Genomic DNA, 17348 nt, shown 5'->3' on the forward strand with positions numbered 1-17348 from the left:
CGGCGGCTGCAGGTGAAGGTGGCCCTGTATTCGGCGAGTTCGCCTTCGGCTTGCAGGTAGTTATTGCTCGCGGTGTGCTCGATGGCGAGGAGGAGGAATTCGCTCTCGGAGTTCTGGCCCTCGATGCGGCCGAAGTGGTCGGTGAGGCGGAACCAGCGTCCGGGCAGGGTGAAGCGGTTGTTGCCCTGTGCATCGAAGTGCTTGGCGAGGGCTTCGATTTCTTCCATGCGGCGGGTGGCGAGCGCATGGCCCTGGCTGCTGGTCTTGAAGTGGCGGTGGCCGCCGTATTCGTGGACTTCGAGGGGGAGGACGTCGCCTTGCTGGTTGCCGCTGTGGGTGGCTTCGTGCTGGGGGCGAGGGTTCTTGAAGTCGAAGGCGGTGACGGCGGTGCGGGCGGAGACGAGGTCGCGCGTGGGGCTCCACTGGTGGATGGCGTCTTCTTCCTCGGCGCCGCCTTCGCTCTGGAAGCGGATCTCGGGGGAGAGGCCGTCGATGGGCGGGAACAGGGTGCTGTCGTCGCTGAGGATGAGGGTGTGGCCCTTCTCGTCGTGTTCCCAGCGGTAGCTGTAGCCGGCGGCCTCCCAGCGGCGGTGCAGGTAGTTGTGGTCGGTCTCGCCGATGCCGCCGCCCTGGGTGGCCATGGTGATGGGGGCGTCTTCGCCTCGGGCGACCCATTTCCACTGGGGCAGGGTGCCGTAGTCGTTGAAGATGAGCTGGGTCTGTTCCTGCAGGGTCTTGCGGTGGAACAGGCGGTTGTTGGTGCGCAGGCGCAGGTAGCGCAGCCAGGGGCCGAGCTTGGCTTCGTAGAAGGCGAGGTTGCCGTCGGTGCGGATCCGGCGGAAGGCGAAGACGATGCCGGTGAAGTGGCGCAGGGTGCCGTCGGGGCGCACCAGGGAGATGCACAGCATCTTGCCCTGTAGGTCCTTCAGGGGGATGTCGGCGTTGTCGCTGAGGAGCTCGGCGGTGAACTCGAAGTCGCGGGAGAGGCCTTCGCTGGCGTGGAGCTTGTTGACGACCAACTCGGCGTTGGCGGGCTCACCACCCTGGGGGAAGGACAGGCGCAGAAGGCGCGCGTGCTGGCGGTCGTGCAGCAACGCGCGCAGAGTCTGGGCTCTGGTGGCCATGTGAACTCACTCCCTGTGGATCTTTTTTGGAGCGGCGATCATAACTAGAAAGTTCTCTTGGCCCGTGCTCCTGTATGTCAGCAGCTGTTGACGGTCGCCTGTTTGGAAGGCTACTCACTGAGCAACCCCTCGCGCCGCGCAAACGCCGCCGCCTCGGTCCGATTCGCCGTGTAGGTCTTCTCCAGGATGCTGCGCACATGGTTGGCCACGGTGTTCGGACTGATCTCCAGCGCCTGGCCGATCTCGCGGTTGTTGCGGCCGATGGCGATCAGCCGCAGCACGCCGACTTCGCGCTCGGTCAGGCCGCAGGGCAAGACGGGCGGCGGCGCGGCGATGGTGTCGGTCAATGCGGTGATGCGCTGCGCGAGCGCCTGCATGCCGAGCGCGGTGGCATCCGCCAGCGCCTCGGCGAGCAGCGCGCGGGCGCGGTCCGTGTCGCCGGCCAGCGCGCGCCGGTGCAGCATGACCGCATAGGCATGGCGGCTGTGCGCCAGCCAGGTGCGCGAGCCGGTCTGGGCGTCCATCGCCAGTGCGACTTCGAAGTGGCGCTGCGCCACCACCCACTGCCGCATCACCATCGCCAGGCCGCCCAGCAGGCGATCGGCCGAGCCGAGGCAGGGCCCGCCCGAATCGGCCAGGAGGTTGGCGCCGGCATGGCCTTTCAGCACCGGGTACAACACGGCGGCGCGCGTGGCATCGCCGAGGTAGATGCACACCTCGGCCGCGAACATCATCACGGTCATGGTGCTGGCGTCGATGGCGGCCGTCGATGCGCGTTCCCATGGCAGGCTGTCGAACTGCACCTGGCATTCGGCGCGCATGTCGAGTTCGGCATACAGCACGGCCAGGCCGGGCACCCAGGTCTGCGCCTGCGGCGTCGTGCGCACGAAGTGCTGCAGCAGCGGCAGCGTCTCGCGCAGCCGGCCCTGCTCGCGCCGCAGGCAGAACATCTGCATGCCGTAGACACCGACCGCCAGGGCCTCGTTGGCGCGGCGGCCGATGGCCAGTCCCTTGCCGGCCCACGCCTCTGCATCAGTAAAGCGCCCTTCGTTGATCGCGATCACGCCTTCGAGATAGCTGGAGATCGCCTGCTCATGCAGCGCCCCCGTTTCCTGCGCCTTGCGCAGGCCGTGCGCCCGAACGCGCGCCAGCGTCGCCACGTCGCCGGCGGTGATGAGGTCCTGCAGGTAGTACGGCAAGAGGCGCAACAGATAGCGGTGCAGCTTCAGGCTATCGGCGATGCTCCAGGCCTCGTTGGCGGCGGCCAGACGTTCGCGCAACTGGTCGGGCCAGTAGACGCCCGCGGTAATCGAGGACAGGGCCAGGCAGAGTCCCTTCCGGTCGCCAAGGCGCCGTGCGAGTGCCACGGCGCGACGGTGCACCTCCTTGGCATCGCCGGCGAGGCTGCAATAGACATAGGCGCGGCACAGGTGCGCCAGCAGTTCGACGCGCAGCGGATCGTCTGTGCGGTGCAGCGCGAGCGCTTCCAGCAGCAAGGCGACCGACATCTCGCCCGAGCGCGAGGCCTCGGCATTGCTGACCTCGAAGTCCATCGCCGCCTGCGCGAACAGCGTGGCCAGGCCCTGGCTGCGCGCCAGGCCGGCGGCCTCCTGGCAGGCGGCCCGTGCACGCTCACCGGCACCGAGCAGGATCTCGACTTCGGACAGCGCCAGCAACAGGGCGCAGCGCTGCGCCGCGTCCTTGCCGAAGTGCTGCTGTTGCAAGTGCAGCGCCAGCCGATAGAGGCGCGCGGCTTCCTCGAAGGCGAGCAGTTGCGTCGCGTGCTCGGCCGACTGCTGGGCATAGTCGAGTGCCTTCACGGCGGCGCCCGGGCCGGCTTCGCTGAAGTGGTAGGCCAATTGCGGCAATAAGGCCGGGTCTTCGCTGCCGTCGCGCGCCTCCAGGATCTCGGCGATGCGCAGATGCAGGCGCGCACGGCGCAGGCCCAGCATTTCGTCGTAGACGCATTCGCGGATCAGGGCATGGCTGAAACGGAACTGCCGCGTCTGCGGCACCGGCTCGATGAGGCGCACGGCCAGGGCCTCTTCCAGTGCCTCCAGCACGTCGTCCTCGGACTTGTCGGTGTCGAGCTGGGCCAGCAGGTCCAGTTCGAAGACGCGGCCGATGCAGGCGGCGATGGCGAGCAACCTGGACGCCGGCATGGAGAGCCGGTTCAGGCGCTTGCCGATCACCTCGCGTATGCCGGTGGGAATCTTCTGCAGCAGTTCGTCCATCGACCCGGGGGCGTTCGGCGAGCGCGCCTCGATCATGAAGCGCATCGTCTCTTCGAGGAACAGCGGGTGCCCTTCGGTGCGCGCGTGGATCGCGTCCGCGAGGTGTGCGCCCGCTGCCGCGCCGGTGGCCGCGGCGATGAACTCCTGCGTCTCGCGCTCGCTCAGGCCGGACAGCTCGATGCGGCGCAGCACCGGCGAGCGCGCCAGTTCGCCGAGCGTGTCGAAGAGCGGATGCTGGCGCGACAGTTCGGTGTCCCGGTAGGTACCGATCAGCAGCAGGGCGCTGTCTTCCAGCTCGGCGGCGAGGAAGGCGAACAGGCGCAGCGAGGTCGCATCGGCCCAGTGCAGGTCCTCGAAGATCAGCACCTGCGGCACGCGCCGCGCAGCGCGGCGCCAGAAGCCAGCCACTGCGTCGAACAGCTGGAAGCGCGATTGGGCGGTGTCGAGCGCCTCCGTCTGCGCGGCGGACGGCTGCAGCGCCACGGCCTCGGCCACCTCCGGCACGATGCTGGCGATGTCGGGCAGGCCGGTGCCGAGGGTCTCGGCCGGGCGCGGGTCGCCACTGCTGCGCAGGTAGCCGCGGATCAGTTGGCGCCAGGGCCAGTACGGCGGCGCGCCGGGTTCTTCGAGGCAGCGGCCCCACAGCACCGACACGCCTTCCTGCTCCGCGTGCGCAGCCATTTCCTGCGCGAGGCGCGTCTTGCCCATGCCGCCGGAGCCGGCCAGCAGGACGACCTGGCCTCGTCCCTTGCGCGCGCTGTCTAGCGCCTTGGCGAGCTGAGCGATTTCCGTCCGGCGGCCGACGAACAGGCCGGCGGGGCGCGGTGGCGGGCGCTGCACGGTCGCGTTCGCGGGTGCTGCTGCTGCGCCGGGCGCGCTCGGCGCGGCGCCCGCCTGCGTGTCGGCAACGGTCGCTCTGCCCCCATTCGCGCGCGTGCCGGCGCCGGCACCCAGGTCGATGGCAAAGGCATGGATCGGCGTGGCGATGTTCTTGAGCGACGGTTCGCCCCGGTCGATGAAGCGCGCATCGACCTTGCCCAGCACCACCCCGCGCACGGCGTCCGATACGGTGATGCCGCCCGGGTCGGCCCGCGCCTGCAGCCGCGCGGCGACGTTGACGCCGTCGCCATAGACCGAGCCGTCCTCCTTCTCGACCACGTCGCCCAGGTGCACCCCGATGCGAAAGCGCATGCGCCGGTCTTCCGTGACGGCCTCGGTCGAGCGTCCCAGCGACTGCTGCACGGCCAGCGCCGCATCGACCGCGCCGGTGGCCGCATCGAACACTGCGAGCACCGAATCGCCCGCCATGTCGACGACGCGCCCGTGGTGGGCCGCGACGTGCTGGCGAAACACCGCGCGCGCCGCGTCCAGCGCGGCGACGGTGGCGCCCTCGTCCACCGCCATCAGGCGCGAGAACCCCACGGCATCCGCCGCGAGGATGGCCCTGAGCCTGTGCTTGACGGAGGAATCGGTTGGCATCGGCAGCGAATCCGCCTTGAAACGACAGTCGAGTATCAGGATCCCTACCCTCACGGTCAAACGTCCGGCTGTGGCACATTGTCAGGAGACTCTGATCCTTCGTGCCCAACAGAGGAACCCGCATGGCCATGCCTGACCTGTACGCCCTTGCAACCCACAGCCTGGAGACGGCGTTCGCCACCACTTCGGGCACCATCGCGCTCTTTGCGGCGGGCATCGCGGGGCTGCTGGTGGTCGTCAGCTCCTTCGTGAAGACCATGATTCCGCTGCGCTACCTCGCGGTGGCGGGCAACATCGGCTTCCTGATCTACGGGGCGCTGCACCCGGCCTTCATCATGATCCTGCTGCACGGCGCGCTGCTGCCGATCAACATCTGGCGGCTGGCCGAAATGGCGCGGCTGACGCGGCAGGTGACGAAGGCGACCCAGGAGAGCGACCTGTCCGGCGTCTGGCTGCGGCCCTACATGCGCAAGCAGCGCCTGCGCGCGGGGCAGGTGCTGTTCCGCAAGGGCGACCCCGCGACGCACCTGTATTTCCTGGCGATCGGCCGCATGGAATTCGTCGAGATCCAGCAGGAGATGGAGCCCGGCCGGCTGTTCGGCGAGATCGCCTTCTTCGCGCCCGACAAGCGCCGCACGCTGACGGCCCGCTGCGTCACCAAATGCACCGTGCTGCGCATCGACGAGCACACCTTCCGGGAGCTGTACTTCCAGAACCCGGCCTTCGGCTTCCAGGTGGTGTCGCTGGTGGCGGGCCGCTTGATCGCCGACCGGCAGCGGCTGGAGGCGATGGTCGCGGAGCACCGCCCGCCGGTGGAGCTGGCGGCGGCGGCGAGCGTGCAGTGACGCCAGGAAAAGCAGCTGACCGCGCTCCCCAAGGCTTCCACCATGGTCGCAACTGCATTTCCCGGGCTGAAGTGGAAGGGCTTCAGTGCAGCAACTGGCGCGCGGCCTCGATGATGGTTTCTTCCGAGGCCAGCTTGCCGATGCCGGCCATGCCTTCGTCCTGGCATTCGATGCAGGCCCAGCGCACGATGCCCTCGCGGTCGATCATGTAGAGCGCCTTCAGTTGCGGCCACTGGCGCTCGACATCGCCCTGGTCGCTCGGCGTGGGGACGAAACCGTCCATCCGGTCCATCGCCTTGCCAGCGGCTGCGAGCGGCATGGGGTGGGGCAGGTCACCGAACGGGTTGACGACGATGTGCTCCATCTCCTGCATCATCTCCGGCGTCGGCTCCGGCTTGGGCACGCCGTAGGCGCGGTGCGTCGAGAGGAAGGGGTCGGACGCCAGCCGCAGCCTGGTCGGCCTGAACTGGAAGTACATGCGCGCGTTCTCCGGGTCGGTGGCGACCACGGCCAGGCATTCCACGCCCAATGCCTTGAGCTTGCTCTCGAAGCCGCTGATCTGCGCCAGTTGTCGCCGGCAGAACGGGCACCACAGGCCCAGCATGAGTGCGAGGAACACCGGGCTGCGCCCCCGGTAGTCGGCCAGTGAAACCGTGTCGGAGCCGGCCACCGCGGGGAGCGAAAAATCGGGTGCCGGCTCGCCCGGCCTCACGGGTTGAGTCATTGCAGCAGTCATGTCGACTCCTTTGGCAAAGAACACTCTGATCCAGGCCCGCCAACTCAGCAGAGGAACGGAAGCATCATCAGCGCGTCGGGTTCGAGGCCGGCGCGCTCGCACACCGCCTGGGCCTTCTGGAACCAGCCCTCGGCCTCGGCCGGGCGTCCCGCGTCGAGGTACAGCGTAGCCAATCCGTCGTAGCAAGGGAAGAGCAATTGCGGCTCGTCGATCTGCTCGGCCAGTTGCAATGCTTCGGTGTACGACGTGAACGCCTTGGCCGGGTCGCCGTGGCATTGGTAGATCTGGCCCAGCACGATCAGCGGTACGGCCAGGTGGTCGAGCAGGCCGAGGCGGCGGTCCAGGCTGGCGGCGGCGCGCGCGGCCTCGATGCCTTCTGCCTCGCAGCGGTTGGTGAGCGCGCAGTACGCGACGGCCAGGTTGGCATACAGGCGCGACTGGAAGCCGAGGTCGCCGACCTTCTTCGCGGTCGCCAGCCCGCGCAGGCAGGTGTCGATGCTGCGCTGCGGGTCGAGCGTGGCATAGAGCACGCCCAGGTTGGTGTAGCCGCGGCAGGCGGCCTGGAGCAGGTTGTGGGCCTCCGCCTGCGCCACGCTGAGCTCGATCTGCTTCACGGCTTCCGCATGCCGGCCCAGGCGTGCGAGCGTGACGCCGAGCGTGTTGCAGGCCTCTGCACGCACCACGATCGCCTCGCGCGTGGGGCCCGCGCCGTCGGCGGGCAGTTCGGCCAATGCGCGTTGCGCGAGAGTGAGGGCGGTGGCGTTGTCGCCGGCGCGGAAGGCGAGCCGGCCCATCTCCTGGAACAGGTGGGCGCGTTCGATGGCGTCGCCCTGCTCGCCCAAGCGCGCCAGGCCTGCGCTGAAGCAGGCGGCGGCGCGTTCGCGGTCGCCGGCTTCCCAATGCAGGCCACCGGTCTTGCGCAGCACGCGCGCAGTGCGCACCGGGTCGTTGCGGTCTTCGATGGCTCGCCTGACCGCGTCGTAGTGCGCCAGCGCATCGGTACGGCGGCCCTGCAGGCCGAACAGGTCGCCGAGACGTTCGCGCGCATCGAGTCGGGCCGCATCGACTTCGGCGTCGGCCTGCGGGGTTTCCGGCAGGGCATCGGCAAGCGTCGACAACGCGCGCTCATAGTGGCGCAGCGCATCGTCATTGGCATAGACGCCGCGCGCCCAGTCGCCGGCCGCCAGCAGGTAGCGCGCGCCGCGGGCCTTGTCCGGCGACAGGCTCCAGTGATGGCCGAGTGCCTCCAATTCGGCCAGGTGGCGGGGGCTGCCAATGGCCTTGTCTCCTCCATGCGCTGTGGCGTCGAGGCCGGGTGCCATGTCGATGCCCGTCGCTGTTTCGAGTACGCGACCGGCACGGTGGTGCAGTTCGGTGCGCCTCGTGAGCAGCAGGTTCTGGTAGGCCACGTCATGCAGCAGCGCATGGGTGAAGCGCCAGTCCGCGGCGTCGGTCGCGCCAGCGTGGAGCAAGCCGGCGGCGGCGAGTCGGGCCAGTGCCGCATCGACGGACCCGGGCTCGCTGGCGATGCGCCGCAACAGGCCGCGGCTGAAGCGCGCGCCCAGCACGGCAGCCTCCTGCAAGGCCCGGCGATCCTCCGCGCCGAGCCGGTCGATGCGCGACAGGAGCAGGCCGTAGAGCGTCTGCGGCACGTCGACCGCGCCATGCGCCGCTTCGCAGGCCCACTGCTCGCCCTTGCGCGACAGCACGCCACCTCCTGCAAGGCTGCGGACGATCTCCTCGACGAACAGCGGATTGCCGCCGGCACGCGCAGCGACCAGGTCGCGCACCGTGGCCAGGCTGTCGCCATCGGACGCGCCGAGCAAGTGGTTCACCAGATCGCGCGCCTCGTCGTCGCCGAGCGGGCCGAGTTCGATCTCCACATGCTCGGCGCGCACGGTGCGAAGGATGCGCGCATCGGGGCGCTGTGCGACCAGCAGCATCAGCGGCCGGTCGGCAAAGTGGTCCACGACGTCGTGCAGCAGGCCGAGCGATGCGGCGTCGGCCCATTGCAGGTCGTCGATGACCATCATGAGCGGCTGCGTCGACAACCGCCGCTCGATCAGGGCGCGTGCGGCCAGGGAGATCTGCCGCTGCAACTGCTCGGGGTCGATATCGGGCGGTCGGCCCTCCTGGATGCCGAGCAGGTAGTGGATGACCTGCGCGACTGCGGCGGCCTCGTCGGCATCGGCACCGAGCGCGAGCAAGCCTTGCTGCAGCTTGCGCCGGGCCACTTCCAGCGAATCGCCGGGCTCCACGCGGTAGGCATCGCGGAACAGCGCGCCGAAGGTGCCGTAGGTCGGCTCGCCCAGCGGTGAGCAGGTGGTTCGGCGCACGCCCGTGGCGGCGAGGCGCGCATCACCCGCGAGCCGTGTGAACAGTTCGGCGAGCAGGCGCGACTTGCCGGCGCCGGCCTCGCCGGTGAGCGTCACGAGTTGGGCGCGGCCCTGTTGCATGCGGTCGAACGCGGCCAGCAAGCGCTCGATGTCGGCGTCGCGCCCGACCAGCGGTGCGGTCAGGCCCAGGTCGGCCAGGCCGCGCGCGGAGGCTTCGTCCTTGCGCACGCCAATCAATCGGTGCACGCGCATCGGCTGCGCCTTGCCACGCAGCGCCAATTCGGTGGGCGCGTCGAAGTCGAAGCGATGCCGCACCATGGACCGGGTCGCATCGGACACCAGCACCGTGCCGGGCTCCGCGGCCGTGAGCAGGCGCGATGCGGTGTTGACGGTGTCGCCGGTCACCGCATAGGTTCCGCCGGCCCCGCTGCCCAGGCTGCCGGCAACCACCGCGCCGGTGTGCACGCCGATGTGCAGCGTCACGCCACGGCCCAGGCGCGCAGCCCAGCGCTGGCTCAGGCGCTCCACGCCCTGCAGCATTTCCTGGGCGGCCTCGATGGCGCGTAACGGATCGTCCTCGTGCGCACGCGGTGCGCCGAACACGGCCATCACCGCATCACCGACGAACTTCTCGACGAAGCCGTCGTAGTGCGCGATGGGCTGCGCCATGGTCTCGAACAGGGCGTTCTGGAAGCTGCGCACGGTCTCCGGGTCGAGCCGCTCGGCGAGGGAGGTGAAGCCGGTGAGGTCGGCGAAGAGGACGGTGACCTGGCGGCGGTCGGCCTCTTGGGCGGGAGCGGCGGGCGCGGGCGCGGCGGGCGGGCACGGCCCCTCCAGCCGACGGCCGCAGCGCGGGCAGAAGGAAGCGTCAGGCGGCACCTGCGCACCGCAGCCGGAACAGGTCGATGTCATCGTGTGTTCGAGGCCCGATGCTGCGCCGTTTCCGCGCGCCGCGCCACGGGTGATCCGATCGGGCAAGGGTGCAGGCGCAGTGCACACTTTTTTGTTACGCCGCGCGGATACGCGGATTACATTTGGTCATGCAGCCCGGCGCCTACCTCTCCCGATTGCTGAAGATGCAGTTCAGCGCAGGGGCCGCACAGGCCTCTTGGCGCGAAACGTTCCCTGCCGTCGTGCTGCTGGTCGACATTGCCGAATCGTCGCCGCTGACCGAGCGCTTCGAGGCGGAGGGCCCGCATGGTGCCGAGCGTCTCAACACCGTGCTCGATCGCTACTTCGGCGAGGTCTTCGACATCGTCGCCGCGCACGGTGGTGACGTCGTGCAGGTCGAAGGCGATGCGGTGCTGGCCCTGTGGCGCGATGACCGGGTGCCGGACGACCCCGCGAGCCGGGCCGCCCGTGCGGCGATCGCGCTGCGGGAAGCCTTCGATGGACGGCCGCTCATGTTCGATGTCGTGCTGCGCCACCGTATCGCGCTGGCGGCGGGGCCGATCACGGCCATCAGTTTCCAGAACCAGGGCGAGCGCGGATTCCTGCTGGTCACGGGCGCTCCCATTCATGACATGGCGGAGCTTGCCCATGCGGGCGACCCCGGCGAAATTGTCATGACCGACGGCTTCGCCGAACGCGTCGACGCGATCGCAACCACCATGAAGAACGGGAATGCGTTCCGACGTCTCGTTTCGCTGCGAGAACCCGTGACGCTGCCTGACAGCGTGCCCCCCGGTTGCGACGAGCCGGTAGACGCACTTGCACACCGCTACGTGCCGCGCGTCGTGCTGGAGCGCGCAGCCGCTTCCGAAGCGGGCTGGATGGCGGAGTTCCGCATGCTCAGCATCGTCTACACCCACCTGAGCGACCTGGACCTGGAAGCCGAAGACTTCGCCGAGCGCATCCACCAGGCGATCGACACGCTGCAGGCCACCATCGACCCGCTCCTGGCCGGGGTGTTCGAGGTGGCCGTCGGCGACAAGGGCGTGATCGTCCTGGTCGCCTTCGGACTGCCCGGCCAGGCCCGGGAGAACGATGCCGCGCGTGCACTCGAAGCAGCGCGCCGGATCCACGACGGCCTGCTCGACCATGGCTTTGCCTCGTCGATCGGCGTCTCGACGGGGCGCGCCTTCTGCGGCGACGTGGGCAGCCGCACGCGGCGGCATTTCCTGGTCAGCGGGCCATTGATGTACCGCGGGGCCCGGCTCATGCAGGGCGCCGGGGGCGGCATCCTGGTCGACGATGCGACGGTGCGCGCGGCCTCCTCCGCATCGCACTTCCGCTTCGCCACGCCGCTGCCCATCGCCATCAAGGGCATGCAGCAGCCATTGATGGCGCACCGGTTCGACATGGGCCTCGATGCGGGTACGGCGCAAGCGCGCGGGCCGAAGTGGCTGCATGGCCGCGACAGCGAGGTGCATGCCTTCGATCGCGTGCTCGATGGCCTGGCGCAGGGCCAGGGCGCGGTGGTCGCGATCGAGGCGGAGTCCGGCGGCGGCAAGTCGCACCTGCTGCGGCAGGTCGAGATGGCGGCGCGCGCGCGTGGCTTCAACGTCATGCTCGCGACAGCCTCGGCGTTCCAGACGCTCGAGGCTTACGCGACATGCCGCAGCCTGGTGAAACGCCTGCTGTGGATGGCCGGTGACCCGCCCGAGCCGCCGCCTGCGCTGCTGCGGCAGCGGCTGGTCGAGGCACTGCGCGGCGACCCCGCCGAAGCCAAGGCCGCGCTGCTGGAAGACATCCTGCCGCTGCATTTCAAGGACGACGGACTGGCGGCACAGATCAGCGGCCAGGCCCGGCTCGCGGGGCTGGAGGATTTGCTCGCCGCACTCCTGATCCGGGCCGCCGCGGACGCACCGCTGGTCCTGGCCGTCGATGACCTGCACTGGATCGACCAGCCCTCGGCGCAATTGATGCTCGGCTTGTGCAAGCGCCTGCCCCACTTGCTCTGGGTGCTGGCTTCGCGTCCGCTGGACGGCAACGCCGCACCGCATGGCGTGCAACTGTTCGAGTTGGCGCGTCCCCGGCTTTCGCTCGCGCGACTGCCGATGGATTCGATCCAGGCCATCGTCGCGGATCTGCTCGGCGTGCCCGCGGTCGCGAAGCGCCTGGTCGAGTTCATCCATCGGCGTTGCGAAGGCTTGCCTTTCCATGCCGTGCAGCTGACGCTGGCCCTGCTGGAGCGGGGCGTGCTGGCGGTCCGGGACGGCAAGGTCCGGATCGTCGAATCGGACCTCGAATCGAGCATCGTTCCGACCAACGTGCGAGACCTGATCGTCAGCCGGCTGGACGGCCTGGCGCCCTCCCACTTGATGACGGCCAAGGTGGCCAGCGTCATCGGGCGCTCCGTGTCGATCGAAGTGGTGCGGGCGATCTACCCGCTCGCGGTAGCGGACGCCGGGATCGACGCCATGCTGAAGGACCTGGTGACCGCCGCCATCCTCGAGGCGGACCCGCAGGCCGAGGGTGCCTATGTGTTCCAGCACGCCATCATCCAGGAGGTCACCTACGACCTGCTGACCTTGCGGCAGCGCCAGCCGCTGCACCGGCAACTGGCCGGTTTCATCGAGCAACGCCATGCCGGTGAACTCGAAGCTCATTTCGCCGAGCTGGCCCATCACTGGGAGCTCGCCACCGAGTTCGACTCGGCCGTTCGCTACCGGCAACTGGCGGCCACCTTCGCTGTCGAGCGCAGCGCCAACCATGATGCGTTGAATCACATTGCGCACCTCCAGCGCGTGGCTGCGCATGCCCGCCTCGCGCTGCCCGCGCAGCAGCAGGCCGAGCTCGCGCGTCTTCAAGGGGATGCCTGTCACGAACTCTCGCGCTTCGAGGAGGCGCACAGCTGGTTCGGCGTGTGCGCCACGCTCAACGAAATCCGCGTGCCTGCCAGCCGCGCGGCCATCACGGCCAGCCTGGCCGTGGAAGTCACGCGCCAGTTGCTCCATCGCTCCGGCCTGACGCGTCAGCACAAGGATGCGGCGCTTCGCGCGCGCGACCGCCTGAGTGCGCACATCTTCACCCGGCGCGCAGAACGCGCCTACTTCCGCGGCGACGCGATCGGCCTGCTGCACGACACGTTGACATCGCTGAACCGTGCCGAGCGCGCGGCATCGGTGGCCGAGATGGTCGAGGGTCTCGGCGGACTGGCCATCGGCTTCGGCACCGCCGGGCTTCACCGCGTGGCCGGTTTCTATCGGCGCCGGTCCATCGCACTGGCGGAAGAGGCCGGGTCGCTGCATGACCAGGGCTTCGCGCATCTGCTGGCGGCGGTCTACACCTTCCAGGCCGGACATTGGCCGGAGATGGACCTGCACTGCAACACCGGTGCGGCGATCTATCAGCGCATCGGCGACCGCTTTCGCTTCCAGTCGTGCCGCGTCATCCAGGCTTACAGCGACCTGCTGCGAGGCGACTATGGCAAGGCCGAGGCGACCTTGCGCTCCTTCGGCGAAGAGGCCGAGCAGGTCGAGAACGTGCCGGTGCGCGCCTGGGTGCTCTGCGGGCTGGCACTGCTCGACATGCAGTCCGGACGCGATCCGGTCCAGGCCTTGCGCCGCATTGCGCTCGTACGCAACGAGGCCCTGCATCGCGCCGAACGGCTGCTGTGCGATGGCATCGAGGCCGCGGCCTGGATGCAGGCCGGCAACGCCGTGCAGGCCCTGCGTGCGGCGACGACCGCGCTCGACAACATGCTGGAGAGCGCGCCGACGATGGGCATCGCGTTGCTCAGCGTGGCGGCCGTGGCCGAGGTCCACCTGGCATTGGCGCAGGGGCCGGCGCAAGCCCACGTTTCATTGAACACGCGCATGGACCCGGCACGCGTCGCTTGCCGCGCGGCCGCGCGCTTCGCCAGCAAGATCATGATCTTCAAGCCGCGCGAAAGGCTGCTGCGGGGCCGCCTGGCGCTGGCGTCGGGGCACCCGGACGAAGCCGCCTCTCATTGGCGCAGGGGCCTCAGCGAGGCTGCGGCCTTCTCGCTGCCGCTCGAGGAAGCGCTGTGCCATCTGGCGCTGGCGGGCGTGGCGGCCTCGCCAACGCAGCGGCGCGAACACCAGCAACGCGGCGGGGCCATCCTCGAGCGGCTGGGCGCCGACCCCTGGATGCTCGCGGCGATACCGCCAGCGACGAACAACGGCGAGACCACCGCACCTGGCGGCGACCTCGAATCGCAAACCCAACCTCACGGACACGCATGACCAACAGGAAGAAGATCGCCATCCTCGGAGGCGGCATGGCCGGCCTCAGCGCGGCTTACGAACTGACGCGCACGCCCGAATTGCGTGCCCTGCACGAGGTCACGCTCTACCAGATGGGATGGCGGCTGGGCGGCAAGGCGGCCAGCGGACGCGACGCGTTCGGCCGCAATCTGGAGCACGGCCTGCACGTCTGGTTCGGCTGCTATGCCAACGTCTTCCACATGGTCCAGGAGATCTACGCGAATCGCACGCCGCCGCCGGGTTGTCCGCTGCAGCACTGGACCGACGTTGCCAAGCCGCAGCTCTACACACCGATCGGCGTCAAGACCGCGAGCGGCTACAGCTACTTCCCGCTGACCTGGCCGACCAACGATGGGACGCCCGGACAGGGGGGTGTCGACATGACGCCGGGCGAGGCCTTGACCACGGGGCTGAGCTTGCTCTGGCTGGTCATCAAGAGCGTGTACGACCGTCTTTGGAAAACGCCCGCCGAAGCAGCGTCCGCTGAAGCAGTGCCCGTCGCGGCAACGCCCGCCGAGCCGGCCACGCCCCCGGCCGCGAAGCCGCTGCCCACCAGCTTTGCCACATCGACGCTCGCGCAATTGGCCGATGCCGAACTGGCACGCGCGAAGGAACTGTTCTTTCATTCGCATGCAGCGGGCATGGCGCTGCACGAACTCGTCGATGCTGGCGAGCTGTGGACGAAGGCGCTGCTCGCCGAGACTGCGCCGCTCGATCCACAGCACGTGGCGCAACTCCTCGATCTGCACCGGCAGATGCAGGCGGCCTTCCGCGATGCCGTCGCGCGCGCCCAGCCCGTCCCGGCCGGCAGCGCGTTCGGCATGGAGTTGCAGTTGGTCGAGGAACTGATCGACATCGCGCTGGCCGCCGCCGCCGGCTATTTCGCGGACCTGGTGCTGCCCGACCGGCCCTTCGAATCCCTCGACGAGATCGACTTCCGCGCTTGGCTCATCCAGCATGGCGCCGACCCAGGCTACGTCGCGAATTCGACGGTCACCCGCATCGTCTACGACACGCTGTTCCAGTACGCCGATGGCGACGTGAATCGTCCGTCCTATGCAGCCGGCACGGCGTTGGGCGTCTGCGCCCGGCTCATCGGCACCTTCAAGGGCGCGATGATGTGGGACATCCAGACCGGCATGGGCGAGGCGGTGGTGGCGCCGCTTTATGAGGCGCTGCTGGCGGCCGGCGTCGACGTGCGCTTCTTCCGCAAGGTGACCAGGCTCGAACTCTCGGCGGATGGCCAACAGATCGAGACGGTGCGCATGGACCGCCAGGCCGACATCGCGCAGGGCGACTACCACCCGACCTTCATGCTGGAGAACCTGGTCTGCTGGCCGACGGAGCCGGACTGGGGTCAGCTCGTGGATGGCGCGAAGATGAAGGCGGCTGGCGTCAACTTCGAAAGCCACTGGTGCAACTGGCCGGCAGCGGGACAAGAAACGCTCAGCCGCGGCAGCGACTTCGATACCGTCGTCCTCGCGATCTCGATGGGCGCCTACAAGCCGCTCAATGACGAGCCGACGATGTGCGATGAGTTGCTTCAGCGGGGCGGCGCGTTCGCGTCTTTCGTCCAGAACATCAACATCGTCCCGACCCAGGCCTTGCAGCTCTGGTCGAACCAGACGCTCGATGAACTCGGCTGGACCAGCGGCAAGCCGGCCACCGTGTCGGGCCCCGAGTACCTGAACATCTGGGCCGACATGACACAGGTGCTGGCGGTCGAACCGGCCGTCGGCTTTCCGAAGCCGAAGTCGCTGCACTACCTGTGCGGCACCTATTCGACGACGCTCTACCGGCAGCCATCGACGCAGACCGGCGTGCCGGCGCAGGCGTGGAACGAACTGCGATCGCAGTCCGTCGGCTGGCTCAACGATGCCTCGGCCTGCATCTGGCCCGCGGCCCGGACGCCGGATGGCAAGTTCCGCTTCGACGTCTTGACCGACTTCAGCGGATCGGTGAGTGGCGAGGCGCGCTTCGACCAGCAGTTCCTGCGCGCCAACATCGACCCGACGGAATGTTGCGTGCTCTCCGCGGCAGGCACCACGAAGTACCGGTTGCACCCGGCGCAAAGCGGCTTCACCAACCTGATCCTCGCCGGCGAGGCCACGCGCCATGGCTTCAACACGACCGCCATCGAAGGCGCCGTGATGTCCGGCATGGCCGCATCCCGTGCCATCTGCGGCCAGCCGGCGACGGTCGTCGGCTACGACTTCCTGCAGCGCAAGCCTTCGCAACGCTGCTGAACCAGCATGGCCAACCTTCCTCCCTTCATCTCCTGGATCGGGCACGGCGCGGCGAGCCTCGCGCAGCCGGCCGTGTTCACCGGCGCCAAAAGCTTTGCGTTCGGCTTCAGGACCGACCGCGCCGCCACCCAGAAACTGGTCGATGACTTGCTGAATCCGGTCGGCGGTGGCCGCGTGCATTACCTGTCGCTGGGCTGGTACTCGATGATCAGCTTCATGACGATCGATCGCTGCACCTCCCAGGTCGATGCGATCGGCTGGGAGCCGGGGCGCGAGTGCGCGCTCTGGATCCCCTTGCTCGAGACGAACCACGCGCGCGGCATGCTGCGCATCGTCCTGTGGACGCCCTACATCTTCATCAACTACACGATCGGCATGCTGACCGGGCGCGATGTCTGGGGTTGGCCCAAGGTGTGGGCGCGCATCGACGTGCCCGCCGATTCACCGCAGGCGCCCGGCGCCTTCACCTGCTCGACGACGGTGTTCGAAACCCTGAATGCCAACACGCAGGCGCAGATCAGCCCGCTGTTGACGGTGACGAGCCGATCGGCACTGCCGGCCGCCGGCGAAGGCGTCCAATGGACCGACGGGCGCGATGCGGCGCGGACGATCGGCCAGAGCCTGCTCGGCGGTTTCGTCAGCGAGCACATCGAGTCCTTGATTGCCGGCCCCACGATCCCGACGGTGCAGATGAAGCAGTTGCGCGATTCGCTCGACCCGAGCCTCGCCTGCTTCCAGGCCATCGTCGATTCGCCCGCGCAGATGACCGGCTTCCACGGTGGCGGCGTGTTGACTGCATCCGACTTCACGCTCGAGGTCCTGACTTGCGAAAGCCACCAGATCGTGCGCGACCTGCTCGGCACGACACCGACGCCCGGGCGGACCACGCTCCCCATCGAGTTCGCCGCGTGGCTGGCCTTCGACTTCAAGGCGCTGCAGGGCGCGGTCGTTGTGTCTGCAACCTAGTCAGGGCTGCTGCCGGCTTCTCGAACCGGCCCGCAGGGTTTTGCTTGCGATGCGGCCGTCACTGCAGCTCGAGTATGGCGCGCTTGATGATGGCTTCATGGCGCTTGGACTCGGCCTGGATGAACGCTTCGATCTTGGGGCGATCCAGCGACAGCGAGACATAGCCCAAGGTCGCATAGCGATCCTGCACGTCGGTGCTGGCCACGGCTTC

The 17348-nt window shown here is 68.8% G+C and carries 8 protein-coding genes; 4 read left to right on the forward strand and 4 right to left on the reverse strand.

Annotation, left to right across the window (positions count from 1 at the left end; genetic code table 11):
- Positions 1 to 1124: type VI secretion system Vgr family protein (locus WKW82_RS38365; RefSeq protein ID WP_340348479.1), on the reverse strand; the 1124-nt coding region annotated here is incomplete at its 3' end.
- 110 nt (positions 1125 to 1234) lie between these two features.
- Positions 1235 to 4837: an ATP-binding protein gene (locus tag WKW82_RS38370; protein ID WP_340348480.1), complete on the reverse strand. Its 3603-nt coding sequence runs from the start codon at positions 4835 to 4837 to the stop codon at positions 1235 to 1237.
- A 122-nt stretch (positions 4838 to 4959) separates the two neighbouring features.
- Between WKW82_RS38370 and WKW82_RS38375 the strand changes: the two genes are divergently transcribed.
- The gene (locus tag WKW82_RS38375) at positions 4960 to 5682 is read left to right on the forward strand and encodes a Crp/Fnr family transcriptional regulator (protein ID WP_340348481.1); all 723 of its coding nucleotides are present in this window, start codon (positions 4960 to 4962) and stop codon (positions 5680 to 5682) included.
- 82 nt (positions 5683 to 5764) lie between these two features.
- Here the strand turns inward: WKW82_RS38375 and WKW82_RS38380 are convergent, their stop codons facing one another.
- Both WKW82_RS38380 and WKW82_RS38385 read right to left on the reverse strand, forming a co-directional pair.
- Positions 5765 to 6418, reverse strand: coding sequence for a redoxin domain-containing protein (locus tag WKW82_RS38380; protein WP_340348482.1), 654 nt, complete (start codon positions 6416 to 6418; stop codon positions 5765 to 5767).
- 44 nt (positions 6419 to 6462) lie between these two features.
- Positions 6463 to 9666, reverse strand: a complete 3204-nt coding sequence (locus WKW82_RS38385; protein WP_340348483.1) for an ATP-binding protein — start codon at positions 9664 to 9666, stop codon at positions 6463 to 6465.
- Positions 9667 to 9794: 128 nt separating this feature from the next.
- On the opposite strand from WKW82_RS38385, the gene WKW82_RS38390 reads away from it, so the two are divergent.
- The 3 genes from WKW82_RS38390 to WKW82_RS38400 are packed head-to-tail and all read left to right on the forward strand — an operon-like array spanning position 9795 to position 17137.
- Positions 9795 to 13904, forward strand: a complete 4110-nt coding sequence (locus tag WKW82_RS38390) for an AAA family ATPase (protein ID WP_340348484.1) — start codon at positions 9795 to 9797, stop codon at positions 13902 to 13904.
- Positions 13901 to 16171, forward strand: a complete 2271-nt coding sequence (locus tag WKW82_RS38395; RefSeq protein WP_340348485.1) for an FAD-dependent oxidoreductase — start codon at positions 13901 to 13903, stop codon at positions 16169 to 16171. Before WKW82_RS38390 ends, WKW82_RS38395 begins: the two co-directional genes overlap by 4 nt.
- Positions 16172 to 16177: 6 nt before the next feature.
- Positions 16178 to 17137 (forward strand): acetoacetate decarboxylase family protein, encoded by a 960-nt coding sequence (locus tag WKW82_RS38400; protein WP_340348486.1) that lies wholly within the window; start codon positions 16178 to 16180, stop codon positions 17135 to 17137.
- Positions 17138 to 17348: the final 211 nt, after the last annotated feature.

The organism is Variovorax rhizosphaerae, assembly GCF_037889975.1.
In the GTDB taxonomy this organism is placed as follows: domain Bacteria; phylum Pseudomonadota; class Gammaproteobacteria; order Burkholderiales; family Burkholderiaceae_C; genus Variovorax; species Variovorax rhizosphaerae.

What these genes read in the sequence shown, in the direction of transcription:
- WKW82_RS38380 (WP_340348482.1), bottom strand. Translation starts at nt 6,418, where the DNA reads ATGACTGCTGCAATGACTCAACCCGTGAGGCCGGGCGAGCCGGCACCC.
- WKW82_RS38400 (WP_340348486.1), top strand. Translation starts at nt 16,178, where the DNA reads ATGGCCAACCTTCCTCCCTTCATCTCCTGGATCGGGCACGGCGCGGCG.
- WKW82_RS38395 (WP_340348485.1), top strand. Translation starts at nt 13,901, where the DNA reads ATGACCAACAGGAAGAAGATCGCCATCCTCGGAGGCGGCATGGCCGGC.
- WKW82_RS38385 (WP_340348483.1), bottom strand. Translation starts at nt 9,666, where the DNA reads ATGACATCGACCTGTTCCGGCTGCGGTGCGCAGGTGCCGCCTGACGCT.
- WKW82_RS38375 (WP_340348481.1), top strand. Translation starts at nt 4,960, where the DNA reads ATGGCCATGCCTGACCTGTACGCCCTTGCAACCCACAGCCTGGAGACG.
- WKW82_RS38370 (WP_340348480.1), bottom strand. Translation starts at nt 4,837, where the DNA reads ATGCCAACCGATTCCTCCGTCAAGCACAGGCTCAGGGCCATCCTCGCG.
- WKW82_RS38390 (WP_340348484.1), top strand. Translation starts at nt 9,795, where the DNA reads ATGCAGCCCGGCGCCTACCTCTCCCGATTGCTGAAGATGCAGTTCAGC.